Genomic DNA, 12,700 nt, shown 5'->3' with positions numbered 1-12,700 from the left:
GATTTCACTCAGAAAATATCAGTATTTACGTTACAAATTCGACATTTGCATTACAAACTCGTGTTGTTGATGCAATAATGTATGCAATAAAACCTATCATAGCGTCATGAACTATAAGGAAAGTAGGCATGGAATACATTGAAGCTTTTTTCGCCCTAATCGGGGATCTAACGTGGGGCTGGGCGCTCGTGCCTATGCTAATTATCTTTGGTTTATTATTTACCATTGTAGGCAGGTTTGCCCAGTTTAGATATTTTAAACGTATGTTCCGTGTATTTAAAACGGATGAGGTAGGAGACGACGGAATCTCTGCCCGTCAGGCGTTGCTCGTTTCTATCGGTGGACGTGTAGGCGGCGGTAACATTGCTGGTGTTGCTGTTGCCATCTCTTTAGGGGGTCCGGGAGCGGTATTCTGGATGTGGGTTGTGGCCTTAATTGGCATGATGACCAGCATTGTGGAATGTAGCTTAGCCCAGCTTTACAAGCGTAGAGACAACGATGGTAACTTTCGCGGTGGCCCTGCAACCTATATTTTACATGGGTTAGGTAAAGACTATCGCTGGCTTGCTGTTATTTATGCGATCTCGCTACTACTGTCTTTTTCTATTGGGTTTGTGGCGTTCCAAGGCAATACGGTAGCAGGCTCAGCACTTGAAAGTTTTGGGATTGACCGCTGGATAACGGGTCTGGTTCTGGTGATTGCAGGTGGATTCATTGTCTTTGGCGGTATTCAGCGCATTGCAAAAGTAGCCGACGTTGTCATTCCTGTTATGGCATTAATCTATATCAGTATGGCACTTATTATTATCGCGTTTAACTTTACAGAACTGCCTGCACTGATGGTAATGATTGTCAAAAATGCATTTGGTATTGAGTCTGTCGTGGGCGGTGGTATTGGTGTGGCAATTGAGCAAGGTATGAAGCGTGGTTTATTCTCTAATGAAGCAGGTTTGGGTTCTGCGCCTAATATTGCTGCCACCGCTTATGCTACTCACCCTGTTAGTCAAGGTATCTCGCAGTCATTGTCTGTGTTTATTGATACGATAATCGTATGTAGTGCCACCGCATTTATGATTTTACTGAGCGGTGTATATCAACCAGGTGCTGAAGTCGATGGTATTGTACTGGCACAGCAGGCGCTAACGACCCAGCTTGGGGATTGGGCGCAGTATATTCTCACCATATCGATATTGCTATTTGCCCTAAGCTCTATCATGTATAACTACTACATGGGTGAAAATGCCATTAATTTCTTGATCAAAAAGAATATCAAAATGGCGACTCTGATTTTGCGAATTGTGGTGATTGCGGTATTATTCTTGGGCGCAGTGGCTCCTGCGGCAACCGCAGTGTTCTTCTTTGCGGATCCGTTGATGGGTGTGCTAGCGCTAGCAAACTTATTGGCCTTGATAATGTTATTTCCGCGAGCTAAGCGTCTACTTGACGACTTTGCAAGTCAGTTAAAATCAGGGGTTAAAGAGCCGTTATTTGATGCACAAGAGTATGAAAAACTGGATCTCGATCTGAGCGCATGGGGCAAAAAAGCGGTAAAAGAAGCGTTAGACCAAAAACAGTAGTACCTGTAGGCTTTATTTGTCACGAAAGAAAAACCACTTTAACTGAGTTGAAGTGGTTTTTTTATGCAAGATACTATTTATTCGCCAATACGCCAACGACAGACAGTATCTCTCCTGCTTCATCTTCTTCAATAATACGAGTCTCTGTCAGTGCTGATTGTTGCCACGCTTGTATGTGTGGATGATTTAACATGGTTTGGCAATACTGCTTGGTCAGTGGCTGCAAAGTAATATTGGACGCATCAGCGTAAGTCTGCAATCGCAGCACCACTGGAGCAAAAAACACATCAGCTACTGTGAAATCTCCGAATAAGAAACTGTCTGCTGAGCGAGTTTTTAAACAATCGGCAAAGATGTCTTCGATACGAGTGATATCTGCTAAGCAAGCGCTACTTGGTTGTATCTTAGCCGTTGCTCGTATATTCATCGGCATCTCATTACGAATGCCTGTCAATCCTGAATGCATCTCAGCTACGATGCTTTGGCAATAGGCGCTATTTATTCTACTTTGACTATTATGTCGTTTTTCAGCGTTAGATTTATCAATACCTGTCCAAATATCAATATCCGTAAAGTACTCATTGACATGCATCGCAATCGCTAAGGTGTCCCAAACGGTTACTTTATTATCTTTTTCACCATAGACTAAAATAGGTACTTTATCCGTTGGCGAATGCGCTTCGAGGGTTGGACGTGCTGCTGGATGAAACAACTCAATAAGTTGCTCATCTAAATCAACATTGAATGCTTTGAGTAACAGCCACGCTCGTAGCGACCAAGAGGAGTAGTTTTTATTACCAATAATTAATAGCGGTTTTTGCATCATAGAGTCCTATTAAGCGATAACAGTAGCATTTTATTATGTACTCAATGTTGAGTATTGACCAGTCTATAACCCGAGTCATATTTCTATCATTTAAATCATATTTCAAAAAAACGCCCATCCAATGTTTGGAAGGGCGCTTATTTAGACGGGCAATTATTTAGAAGGGCGCTTTTTATTTCTCGTACTTACTACAATCAGTTCTTGTTTTTGATTAGGAAAATAACGGGCAGCGCAACGACATACATCAGCACACCGTACAAAGCAGCAGGCAGTGCTATAACTGGCAGTGTGCTCACACCCATGATAATGGGGGCTAAGGTAATAGCCGTCGTACTATTTTGGATACTGGTTTCTATCGAGATGGTTTTGGTATCATACCAGCTGAGCTTTAGGACTCTAGATATCGAGATGCTAATAGCGAATAAAATAGCAATGATAAAGATCAGATCTAAACCAATTTGAGTGAATTGTGTTTGTAGTAGTTGCCAGTTAGAGGCAATAGCAGCAAAGACAATTAGTACAAAAAACACGCTAGCCAAGCCGTTAAGCAGACTGCTGCGACGTACCATAAAGTCCGTAAATTTGTGGCGAGCAAGCATACCAAGAGACACTGGCAATGTGGTCAATAAGAACATGACTAGGCCAATCTTTATCGCGCTAATAGAGTTCGCCTGATCTTTCATGAAATGATCAAAAGCCAACGTAATTAAGATAGGCAATGTAATGACCGATAGTATGCTGACTACACCGGTCAACGCGATAGAGAGCGCTACATTTCCTTTGGCATAGTAGGTCAGCATGTTGCTAGTGACGCCGCCGGGACAAAAACTAATCAGCATAATCCCAAAAGCGATCGCTGGTGGCGGAGCCGTTACTAACACGACTGCGAGCGCAACCAACGGTACCAACACAACTTGATTGATTAAGCCAACAAAGAACGCTTTTGGATATTTGGCAATGACCTTAAAATCACTAAGTTTTAGCCCTGCTCCTAGAGTGAACATAATGTAGGCAAGTGCTAGTGGCAGTAATGCTAGCGCGGTATTATTCATCAAACATTCCTTGTAAAACTAAAATGCCATATCAAGATGGCGTTTTGAAAGTAAATAGCAGCGAGGTGACCTTGTCACCATACAGCTGCTCACATTCCATGTGTTTAGGTATTTAATCGTCTAGCTATTTAGGTGTCTCAACCACCAAGCTAGATCAAGCCTATCAAGTGATAATAGCGGTATTACGCTCGTAAAGTAACCCACTTGTCGTGACTATTGAGGTTGGTCGAGGTTGTTGGAAGCTATCGGGAAGTGATTGGGCTGTGACTAGGTAGTGATTGTACTGTTTGTAGTTAATGCAACTTTGAGCATAATGATAAGCGCAATAAAAAGCCCACAAGATTCTGTGGGCTAAATACTCTAACTGTCTAGTCTGTTCATGCTGCACTAGTCGTCTAGTAAATCCATTTGCTTGGCGGCTTCATAGATACCGTTTGAGCGGTTACCCGTGCGGCAGAAAATCAGCATTGGCTGCTCAGCTTGATTAAAGAAATTTGCAAACGTTTCAACATGAGTTTGATTCAGCTCATTACCTGCAAAAGAAATCTCTTTATAAGCAAGACCAGCTTCTTTGGCTGCTGCTTCGATTTCGGCACTGGTTGGCTGATTTGGCTCTTCACCATCAGGACGGTTATTAATAATGGTTTTGAAACCATTTTCGGCAATCATAGGCACTTGGTCGGGCGTGATTTGTCCGGTAAAGCTAACTTCATGGCTCATAAGAGCTCCTTTTTTTATTGGTGTTGTTGGGTTTATAAAACGTGTTAGTTCGAGCTATGGTTGTTATAACAGGCCTTGCATCAATGCGCTTTGGTACAGTAGCTTGGCACGTGCCCCAGTACCGCAAAACATTAATATAGGCTTGGGCATTGAGTGATAGAAATCGGCAAACTGCTCGACCGTCAGCATACTTAGGCGCTCATCATCAAACGGTAGATGTTGATACGCTAGGTTTGCCTGTTCAGTAGCCGTTGCCAAGTCGCAGCTATTAGGCTGTGTCTCAATCTCGGCATCTGGGCGAATATTAAGCACTGAGCGATAACCAAGCTCAGCAATTTTAACGCACTGGCTTGGATATATTTGCTTATAAATCGTTAAATCATCGGTCATAAAATAGGTTCAGTTATATTTGTTAAAGTATATTTATTATTGAGGGTTGGGCCAAGAATATCAAAGGACTATAAATCAGCATTTTTTAGGTCGATTTCTAGGTTAATTGATTTCCCTATTTAGTGCGTCTAGCATAACACAGGCGCTATCATAGCGATATTGTGTTGTAGACGACAATAGTAATTGAGGTTGAGTGAAATTAATGTAGCAGCGATTTTTCTGTGGTCAAACCATAGATTATTTTAACGCATCGACAGCATCTAAAGTACTCAGATAGACCTGCCCTGATAGCTCACTAATCAATGGGGTGTGACCGATAATGTCCATCACAGGACCTTTGATAAAGCTAAAATGTAAGCGCTTGTTTTGTAACGCCAATTCATGATTTAAGGTACAAAGCATTTCTTGGGCGGTCAGATCTATATGATTGACGGCGGCCATAATCAATACGATTTCATTGGCATCGGGATATTGCTGCATGGCATTGAGAATGCGTCGGTGTACGGATTCACTATTACCAAAGAACAGACTCTCATCGATACGCAACATCAATAAATTGTCAAAAGTTACAACGTCGTGGCGATTAATATTACGAAAATGTCCTGTACCGCCCAATTGCCCAACGACAGCCACATGCGGCTTACTCGACTGCCAGATGAGACTGGCGAATGACACCATGAGACCAATGACCAGCCCCGTGTTTAGTCCAAATATAAGCACACCGACGAACGCTGCCAAAAAACTAGCACCATCTAAGCGATCGCGCTGCCATGCAGATTTCAACGTTGCAATATCTATCAGGCCAATGATTGAGGCCATGATGGTTGCGCCCAGTATTGCATAGGGTAGTGGAGCAAGCGCATTGCTAAAGGCTATGAGTGCGGCAATCATCACCAATACGGTAACGAGACTGGCAAGTGGTGTTTTCGCGCCTGAATCGGCATTGATAGCCGTACGTGAAAAACCTCCTGCAACCGCAAAACTTTGGAACAGTCCACCAGACAGATTGGCCAGCCCAAGTCCAGTCAGCTCGCGATTGGCATCAAAGCTCTCACCACGCAAACGAGCATAGGTACTGGCAACTGAACTGCTCGACACAAATACGATCAGTGCCATCAATCCTGCGGTCGGCAAGAGTTTCAGCGCTTCTTGTAGGTCTGAGATATGCGGTAGCGTAAAGCTTGGCAGCCCTTGTGGAATACGACCGATGGTCGCAACACCATATGTGCTCCAATGCAGTGCCATACTGAGTACAATAGCGATACCGAGTAGTATAAGCGGAAATAAGCGCTCTGCCCATTTGGCATATGACGATGATAGCCACGTCTGCCATATCCACTCACTTGCATAGCGATTGGCAACCAATAGCGCAAATGCGGTCACACCAATAGCTAAGGTCAATGGATGCAGCTGGCTGGCATAGCGTTGCATGGTAGATAGATACCCAATCAAACTATTGCCAGTGACCGGAATGTCTGTCAGATATTTGAGTTGACTGACAAATATAAGGACCGCTGCACCGCTTACAAACCCTGCGGACACACCGCGACTGATAAACTGCATGATCCAGCCAAGTTTTAACCTGCCTGCAATCCAGAGCAGTGCACCTACCATCAGTGCCAATAGGCTAGCCATCAGTGCATACTGTTCGGTACCTTGCTCGGCATAAGGCAATAAGCCACTGGCGGTCATGATGGCGGTAATGGCAACCGGTCCTACGGCTTGCACGTTGCTAGAGCCGAGCCACGCATAAATGAGGACAGGTACGATCGCTGCATATAGGCCATAGACAGGTGGCAGTCCTGCAAGCACCGCGTAACCTAGGCTCTGCGGTATGACCAACACGCCCACCACTATGCCTGCGACGAGATCAGTCGGCAACGCTGAGAGCTGGTATTGACGCAGCCAAGCTGGAATCAGACGAGCGACGATAGAGGACATATCAATCACCACAGTAGATAGTACAAATAATTAGGCGAGGGCGGCGTTATTCTGCTTTGGCACAAAAACGTTGATACAGTAAATCGAGTACAGCTAGCGCATCCTCGCTTGCGATACTATAGTAAATTTGCTTACCTTCGCGGCGTGTGGCGACCAGCTCGTCTTTACGCAATATACCCAATTGCTGCGATAAGCTCGGCTGTCCAACCCCGACCAAGTCTTCCAGCTCACCGACGCAATATTCACCTTGGGTCAATTGACAAAGAAGAAGTAGGCGATCGGGGTGCGATAGCGACTTTAGTAGTTGGCTGGCTTGTAGCGATGCTTGCTGCATTTGCTTGGCAAGATCGGCAGGTACTAAATCTGCAGTATCAGATGACCCATCGTCAGTAGTACTGCGAGTAGGTGTACCTTCGGCTGAAATAGAAGTAGTCAGAACAAATTCCTTACATTAGAGGGTAACAAATGCCATGATGTTTTGAGCAATATATAGTTGATTATCAATGATATCACGCCACATAGCAAGTTATCATTAATTACATTATATAAATTGATAAATTGTATGGTGGTTGTTATATTAGTGGCATCAGATAAGTCGTAGGAACGCATTATATACGACTGAATATCATACTTAAGGGTTAATTAAAGATAAAAATCCCTATGACCAAAATATGTATAAATAACTTATGTATAAATAATTAAAGAGGCCGCCATGCAAGTTCATTCTTTTTTAGATAGCGATACAGAAACCTATACCCACGTACTTGCTGATACCGAGCAAAGATTATGCGCCATTGTCGATCCTGTATTGAACTTCGATGCTAAATCAGGCCGAACCAATACCAGCAGTGTCGATGAAGTGATTGAGTTTGTACGTGAGCAGGATTGGGCGCTCAAGTACATTATCGAGACCCATGCGCATGCAGATCATTTGTCAGCGGCCATTCATGTAAAAGAAAGCCTTGGTGGACAGTTAGTCATCGGTCAGCATATCACCGAAGTACAAAAAATCTTTAAGCAAATTTTCAACTTTGACACTAGTTTCCGCACTGATGCTAGCCAATTTGATATTCTGACAGACGAAGGTGAGACCTTAGAGCTGGGCAACATTACTATCACTGCGATGTATGTACCCGGTCATACGCGTGCCGATATGGCTTATCTAGCCGCTGATGATGAAAAAACAGTGGTATTCGTTGGAGATACGTTGTTTGCGCCTGATGTGGGCACCGCTCGCTGTGATTTCCCTGGTGGCGATGCCAAAACGCTTTATCAGTCTATTCAGAAGCTGCTAGCACTTCCTGAAGATACCGTCATGTATCTGTGTCATGATTATCCAAGCAAAGGCCGTCAGCACTGCCCAACGACGACAGTAGCCGCGCAAAAACTAGAAAACATTCACGTCAAAGACAGTATAAACGAAGCAGAGTTTGTGCAGATGCGTGAGCGCCGTGATGCGACTTTAGATATGCCTCGCCTTATCATTCCTGCTGTACAAATCAATATCGATGCCGGACATTTTCCCGAGCCAGAGGACAATGGTACGCGCTATCTAAAAGTCCCGATCAATGTCCTTGGTGGATAAGTTAAACAGTTTAATGAATGAAAATCATTACCCGATGCAGCTCTACGTAATTATCGTATGATTGATATCTATAAGAATGCTAACCTATAGACTGTCCATTTTTAGATGCTATGTATGACCACCTGCAAGCGCTAAGTGCGGCAATAACTGGAGAGAGCAATGAACCCTTACGAGCGCTATGTGTTGCCAAAGATGATAGATATTGCCTGTAGTACAGGTAATGTGATGAAAGCGCGCTCTAAAATTGTTCCGCAAGCGCTCGGTAAGGTGTTGGAGATTGGCATTGGCAGCGGTCTGAATTTGCAGTTCTATGATCCTGATAAAGTCTCCTCTATCATCGGTGTGGATCCAGCGGCTCAGATGCAGTCGCTGGCTCGTGAGCGTGCAGCTGACATTGGCATTCCAGTTGAAGTGATAGCCGTCGATGTACAAGGTATCCATGCTGATACGGACCAATTTGATACGATTGTGATGACTTTTACCTTGTGCAGTATTGATGATCCAATAGCGGCGCTTCGAGAAATGGCGCGCGTGTTAAAACCTAGCGGACGCTTATTATTTTGTGAGCATGGACTGGCACCAGACTCTTCTGTTGAGCGTTGGCAGCATCGATTGACGCCTTTTTGGAAACCTATAGCGGGAGGATGTCATTTAGATCGCGATATTCCAGCGCTTATCAGAGAAAGTGGGTTTGTCATTGACGAGTTGAGCGAAGCGTATTTGCCCGGTCCACGATCAATGAGCTATGTATATAGCGGTGTGGCACAGCAACTGGCATGAAGGATAAGCCCAATTAACTATGCTAAAATTATTTACCAATCAACGCGACGACGACTATAACTACAGCAAGCAACGTAACTATTTTTTAGATAAGAGCGTTCATGAAGAGTATTTGAAATAACAAAATAATTAGAATAGGAATTAAATAATGAGTGAGCAAATTTTTCATCTAGTATGCCCACATTGCCAAGCAACCAACCGTGTACCTGCTGCACGATTAAGCGCTGCGCCAAAATGCGGTAAATGTGGTCAGCCATTATTGACTGCTAGTCCGCATGAGCTAAATGCGCAAACAGCCAACAAGGTTATCCAAAAAAATGATGTACTGACTATCGTGGATTTTTGGGCGAGCTGGTGTCAGCCTTGCATCATGATGGCGCCAGAGTTCAAGAGCGCTGCTAGCCAATTACCGCAGGTGGTCTTTGCCAAGGTACAAACGGATAAATACGAGCAGGCAGCTGCTCCTTACAATATTCGCAGCTTGCCAACGATGGTTGCTTTTAAAAATGGTAAAGAAGTCGCTCGACAGTCGGGCGCATTACCAAGTCATCAAATCATCCAATGGGTGCAAAGCTTACAGTCGTAGTATGAGCCAGATAAGTCTTTTTATCATCCAAACTATTTATACAAATACTCATGTTTTCTTACAGAAAACCGCAGCAATAAAAAAGCCAATATGCGATCTGCATATTGGCTTTTTGCTATTTCATGTACTATTTTATGGTGTCATGTACTATTTTACGGCGTCATACACTATCTTAGTCGTGCAGATAGCCTTACATTTGCTTAACTTTACTCACCATAAATCTTGATGCCATTGGCAAAGCTACAACGCTGAATGCGCGCCGACTGGACAATTGCATCACGCTCACCGTAGAGACGCGATAATTTTGCATCGCGTGCTTTGGTATTGTTGCTCTTGCCTAGACCAAAGCTGATATTTGGCGAGATACCCCAGCGTCCGGCAGAGACGCCAACACCGACGCCTGATGCCGATAGCGTAGATTGCTCGTTACGTGCCGCTTCGACATAGCGGTTGACGCGAGTGTACTCTTGGCTAAGTGCTTGGCAATTATAATTTTGATAAGTACTCGGCGGTACATATTGCGGGGTGATGTTACCAGTAGAGGCACAGCCTGAGAGCGCAAAAATGCCAGCTAGTAGTGTCGCTGTCGTAAACGTTTTCATAATGGCTCCAGTAGGCTAAGTGATTGTATTTATATCTATTTAAGATAGCAAAAATAGCATGATTAAGATATTGAAAATCCATCGATGATGAAAAATTTTCGCATCATGTCATCAAAATATCGACAGCTTTCTAAAACGATTATTTATTAAAATAAAAAATCGCTTATTAAAATAAGTTTGCTGGCTTGGCAAAGGCAAGTATCACAATACCGATATAGGCAACGGCAGCAATAAGAATACCTGTTTTTCTTTGCACTGGTGTCGCATCAACTTTAAACGCTTTGATACTTGAGCTAATAGCCGCGATAAGTAAGATGATTTTGGCAAACACCCACTGTACAGGAGCGTTGGCACCCATCAATTGCATTAGCATCATTGCACCTGACAGGATAAGTAGGGCATAGATGATATGCGTGGCTATTTTGACTGCTCGTGGTGCGCGGCGGTCTGCGCTGAGTACTAAGTAGCTTTGATATAAAAATAGTGCAACAGTCAGCGCTGCCATCAGCATATGTAGGTGTTTCATTGAATATTGCTCCCTCTAAAACTGCAGTATATAGGCTAATCTAAAATATGTAGTTGCGATTCAAACATAGTCGGCTATTTGTTTTGACCAGCACATAATGGACTCGCAGGGCTTTGACCTTGCCATTCTGTCGGAGTATAGGCATGGATAGCGAGGGCATGTACTTGGCCGCCTTGTGAAGTAAGTAAAGGCGTAACTAAGCCGTATATCAGCTGATGACGCCCGACCAGTCGTTTGCCTTCAAATGCATCGCTAACGATAGTGAGCTTAAAGTGGCTTTCTTTACCTTCAAAGTAACCGGCATGCGACATCGACTCATTGATCAGTTCGATGTGCTGCGGCGTAAGTGCCTGTAATTCGGTATGAAGTGCGTCGGCAGTAGGTGTGGTACTCATAACAATCCTTCAACGTATTTTGTGCAATTTGATTGGACAATCTTCAAATAATATTTATCAGCATTATAACAGACACGGTAAGCGGGATAGCGTGCGATTGCCAAATCGAACAATTGCAAACCCTGCCGATTACAGTGCTTATCAACTACAGTGCTTATCAACTGTAATGCTTGTCAATTATAAAACCTGCAATGTCTGGCTATAACTAAAAAAGCAAAGCACAACGCTTTGGCTGTACTTTGCTTCTATGATATCTAAACAGGCATTGCTAAAGCATATGAGTAGCTAATTAGCTACTTATTAACGGCGCGACTGTTGATATAGAGGCGTAACTTTTGGCATCAATGACTGTAACTCTGCGATACGGCTGCTGCTCGTTGGGTGAGTGCTAAGGAATTGTGGTGGCTCACCTTGGCTTGCTTTTTGCATTTTTTGCCACAGGGTAACAGCCGCCTGAGGGTTATAACCTGCGCGTGCCATCAGCTCGAGACCGATCTGATCGGCTTCGCTTTCTTGAGTGCGACTGTGGGGTAGGCTCAAGCCTAAATTACCAGCAGTACCAGCTAGCTCAGCCTGTCCTTGTGATAAGCCAAATATACTGGCAGCCAGACCGATACCAGTTTGGGTTGCATACTCGCGTGATAGACGCTCGCGTGAATGCTCACGTAATGCATGAGAGATTTCATGACCCATGATGGCAGCAATCTCATCATCAGTGAGATTCAAGCGATCGATGATGCCTGAATAAAACATGATCTTACCACCCGGCACCACAAATGCATTTAGATCGTTAGACTTGATGGTGTGTACTTCCCATTGCCATTTGGCTGCATCTGCGCGGTAGACGCCAACTTGACCAACCAAGCGATTCGCAATATTTTTCAGGCGGTTTAGCTGAGCGGTATTGGTATCTAGCACACCTTTTGATTTTGCGTCTTGTATTGTTTTGGCATAGCTTTGGGCAGATAGTGCTAGTACTTGCTCACTAGACACTAATAGCAACTGCTGACGATCAACACCAACTGCGCCAGAGTTGGTAGTGCTGGTACAACCAGTTAAAGTTAGTGCTGACAACGAAGCGGCCATCACCGTCGTGGTTAATAACTTCTTCATAAAAATATCCTCTCTATAAGATGGAAAAACGTAAAGTCAAACAAGTTAAAAAATAGTGCAGCAGATGTGGGAGTCGTGTTTATTAATCTTTTAGTAGTGCTCATTCATCCGCTTAAACAGTAAAAGTTTACCTTAACTGCCATTGGACATAAGTATAATAATGTTAACCACCTAAAACCAATATAGGAAAAGTAACAATAAAGCGTATGATTGTAAGTGCGATATCTTTTTATTAGAGTAAAAATAGTGCGTTTTTCTTTTATCGATTATCTTATGAACGTTCTAAAGCCAAGGGAAGTGAACCCCAGAATTAAATTTCTACAATTAATGCGAAATATTTTTTTATATTATCAAAATTAATTCCTGTTTTTAAATCAATTGCTTATGATTGTTTATCCGATAAAAAAGGCGTTTAGCTAAAAATATTAGAAATAAATTCTAAAAAAGGTGTTGACACCCACAGAATATTTGCTAAAATAGCCAGCCTATCGAGACGGAGTAGTTGTCAACAACGCTACGAATTGATATTAAGCGGGAATAGCTCAGTGGTAGAGCATAACCTTGCCAAGGTTGGGGTCGAGAGTTCGAATCTCTTTTCCCGCTCCAA

Annotated in this window: 14 protein-coding genes and 1 tRNA gene; 5 read left to right on the top strand and 10 right to left on the bottom strand. The window is 43.5% G+C overall.

Annotation, left to right across the window (positions count from 1 at the left end):
* Nucleotides 1–128 precede the first annotated feature (128 nt).
* The gene (locus tag Q0788_RS13645) at nucleotides 129–1,577 is read left to right on the top strand and encodes a sodium:alanine symporter family protein (RefSeq protein WP_298811582.1); all 1,449 of its coding nucleotides are present in this window, start codon (nucleotides 129–131) and stop codon (nucleotides 1,575–1,577) included.
* A 73-nt stretch (nucleotides 1,578–1,650) separates the two neighbouring features.
* Here Q0788_RS13645 and Q0788_RS13640 read toward each other — a convergent pair whose 3' ends face one another.
* From Q0788_RS13640 to Q0788_RS13615, 6 genes are all read right to left on the bottom strand, one after another.
* Complete coding sequence (locus Q0788_RS13640) at nucleotides 1,651–2,400, bottom strand: glutathione S-transferase family protein (RefSeq protein WP_298811581.1); 750 nt, start codon at nucleotides 2,398–2,400, stop codon at nucleotides 1,651–1,653.
* 197 nt (nucleotides 2,401–2,597) lie between these two features.
* Nucleotides 2,598–3,455 (bottom strand): bile acid:sodium symporter family protein, encoded by an 858-nt coding sequence (locus Q0788_RS13635; protein ID WP_298811579.1) that lies wholly within the window; start codon nucleotides 3,453–3,455, stop codon nucleotides 2,598–2,600.
* A gap of 387 nt (nucleotides 3,456–3,842) precedes the next feature.
* A complete protein-coding gene (locus Q0788_RS13630; RefSeq protein WP_298811577.1) occupies nucleotides 3,843–4,175 on the bottom strand; it encodes a TIGR01244 family sulfur transferase in 333 nt (110 codons plus the stop codon).
* 63 nt (nucleotides 4,176–4,238) lie between these two features.
* Nucleotides 4,239–4,565 carry a sulfur transferase domain-containing protein gene (locus tag Q0788_RS13625; RefSeq protein WP_057761519.1) on the bottom strand — a complete coding sequence of 109 codons (327 nt, stop codon included), beginning with the start codon at nucleotides 4,563–4,565 and terminating at the stop codon, nucleotides 4,239–4,241.
* A 237-nt stretch (nucleotides 4,566–4,802) separates the two neighbouring features.
* A complete protein-coding gene (locus tag Q0788_RS13620; RefSeq protein WP_298811574.1) occupies nucleotides 4,803–6,506 on the bottom strand; it encodes a SulP family inorganic anion transporter in 1,704 nt (567 codons plus the stop codon).
* A 46-nt stretch (nucleotides 6,507–6,552) separates the two neighbouring features.
* Nucleotides 6,553–6,840 (bottom strand): helix-turn-helix transcriptional regulator, encoded by a 288-nt coding sequence (locus tag Q0788_RS13615; RefSeq protein WP_057761516.1) that lies wholly within the window; start codon nucleotides 6,838–6,840, stop codon nucleotides 6,553–6,555.
* Between the two features lie 378 nt (nucleotides 6,841–7,218).
* Between Q0788_RS13615 and Q0788_RS13610 the strand changes: the two genes are divergently transcribed.
* From Q0788_RS13610 to trxC, 3 genes are all read left to right on the top strand, one after another.
* Nucleotides 7,219–8,091 carry an MBL fold metallo-hydrolase gene (locus tag Q0788_RS13610; protein ID WP_298811572.1) on the top strand — a complete coding sequence of 291 codons (873 nt, stop codon included), beginning with the start codon at nucleotides 7,219–7,221 and terminating at the stop codon, nucleotides 8,089–8,091.
* 159 nt (nucleotides 8,092–8,250) lie between these two features.
* Nucleotides 8,251–8,871 (top strand): methyltransferase domain-containing protein, encoded by a 621-nt coding sequence (locus Q0788_RS13605; protein WP_298811570.1) that lies wholly within the window; start codon nucleotides 8,251–8,253, stop codon nucleotides 8,869–8,871.
* Nucleotides 8,872–9,019: 148 nt separating this feature from the next.
* Complete coding sequence (gene trxC, locus Q0788_RS13600; protein ID WP_298811568.1) at nucleotides 9,020–9,457, top strand: thioredoxin TrxC; 438 nt, start codon at nucleotides 9,020–9,022, stop codon at nucleotides 9,455–9,457.
* A 206-nt stretch (nucleotides 9,458–9,663) separates the two neighbouring features.
* Here the strand turns inward: trxC and Q0788_RS13595 are convergent, their stop codons facing one another.
* The 4 genes from Q0788_RS13595 to Q0788_RS13580 form a co-directional block, all read right to left on the bottom strand.
* Nucleotides 9,664–10,059 carry a hypothetical protein gene (locus Q0788_RS13595; protein WP_057761508.1) on the bottom strand — a complete coding sequence of 132 codons (396 nt, stop codon included), beginning with the start codon at nucleotides 10,057–10,059 and terminating at the stop codon, nucleotides 9,664–9,666.
* 166 nt (nucleotides 10,060–10,225) lie between these two features.
* Nucleotides 10,226–10,585 (bottom strand): SirB2 family protein, encoded by a 360-nt coding sequence (locus Q0788_RS13590; protein WP_057761505.1) that lies wholly within the window; start codon nucleotides 10,583–10,585, stop codon nucleotides 10,226–10,228.
* A 74-nt stretch (nucleotides 10,586–10,659) separates the two neighbouring features.
* Entirely contained in the window at nucleotides 10,660–10,980 is a 321-nt protein-coding gene (locus Q0788_RS13585) for a BolA family transcriptional regulator (protein ID WP_298811565.1), read from the bottom strand.
* 300 nt (nucleotides 10,981–11,280) lie between these two features.
* Nucleotides 11,281–12,093 carry a M48 family metallopeptidase gene (locus Q0788_RS13580; RefSeq protein ID WP_057761502.1) on the bottom strand — a complete coding sequence of 271 codons (813 nt, stop codon included), beginning with the start codon at nucleotides 12,091–12,093 and terminating at the stop codon, nucleotides 11,281–11,283.
* A gap of 531 nt (nucleotides 12,094–12,624) precedes the next feature.
* On the opposite strand from Q0788_RS13580, the gene Q0788_RS13575 reads away from it, so the two are divergent.
* A tRNA-Gly gene (locus Q0788_RS13575) sits at nucleotides 12,625–12,699 on the top strand.
* Nucleotide 12,700 lies beyond the last annotated feature (1 nt).

Origin of the sequence: uncultured Psychrobacter sp., from assembly GCF_947500265.1 — a bacterium.
Classification (GTDB): Bacteria; Pseudomonadota; Gammaproteobacteria; order Pseudomonadales; family Moraxellaceae; genus Psychrobacter.
This window is presented reverse-complemented; position numbering and strand designations above follow the sequence as displayed.

Excerpts from the sequence above, each read along its gene's own strand:
- Q0788_RS13645 (WP_298811582.1), top strand. The coding sequence starts at position 129 with ATGGAATACATTGAAGCTTTTTTCGCCCTAATCGGGGATCTAACGTGG.
- Q0788_RS13640 (WP_298811581.1), bottom strand. The coding sequence starts at position 2,400 with ATGCAAAAACCGCTATTAATTATTGGTAATAAAAACTACTCCTCTTGG.
- Q0788_RS13635 (WP_298811579.1), bottom strand. The coding sequence starts at position 3,455 with ATGAATAATACCGCGCTAGCATTACTGCCACTAGCACTTGCCTACATT.
- Q0788_RS13630 (WP_298811577.1), bottom strand. The coding sequence starts at position 4,175 with ATGAGCCATGAAGTTAGCTTTACCGGACAAATCACGCCCGACCAAGTG.
- Q0788_RS13625 (WP_057761519.1), bottom strand. The coding sequence starts at position 4,565 with ATGACCGATGATTTAACGATTTATAAGCAAATATATCCAAGCCAGTGC.
- Q0788_RS13620 (WP_298811574.1), bottom strand. The coding sequence starts at position 6,506 with ATGTCCTCTATCGTCGCTCGTCTGATTCCAGCTTGGCTGCGTCAATAC.
- Q0788_RS13615 (WP_057761516.1), bottom strand. The coding sequence starts at position 6,840 with ATGCAGCAAGCATCGCTACAAGCCAGCCAACTACTAAAGTCGCTATCG.
- Q0788_RS13610 (WP_298811572.1), top strand. The coding sequence starts at position 7,219 with ATGCAAGTTCATTCTTTTTTAGATAGCGATACAGAAACCTATACCCAC.
- Q0788_RS13605 (WP_298811570.1), top strand. The coding sequence starts at position 8,251 with ATGAACCCTTACGAGCGCTATGTGTTGCCAAAGATGATAGATATTGCC.
- trxC (WP_298811568.1), top strand. The coding sequence starts at position 9,020 with ATGAGTGAGCAAATTTTTCATCTAGTATGCCCACATTGCCAAGCAACC.
- Q0788_RS13595 (WP_057761508.1), bottom strand. The coding sequence starts at position 10,059 with ATGAAAACGTTTACGACAGCGACACTACTAGCTGGCATTTTTGCGCTC.
- Q0788_RS13590 (WP_057761505.1), bottom strand. The coding sequence starts at position 10,585 with ATGAAACACCTACATATGCTGATGGCAGCGCTGACTGTTGCACTATTT.
- Q0788_RS13585 (WP_298811565.1), bottom strand. The coding sequence starts at position 10,980 with ATGAGTACCACACCTACTGCCGACGCACTTCATACCGAATTACAGGCA.
- Q0788_RS13580 (WP_057761502.1), bottom strand. The coding sequence starts at position 12,093 with ATGAAGAAGTTATTAACCACGACGGTGATGGCCGCTTCGTTGTCAGCA.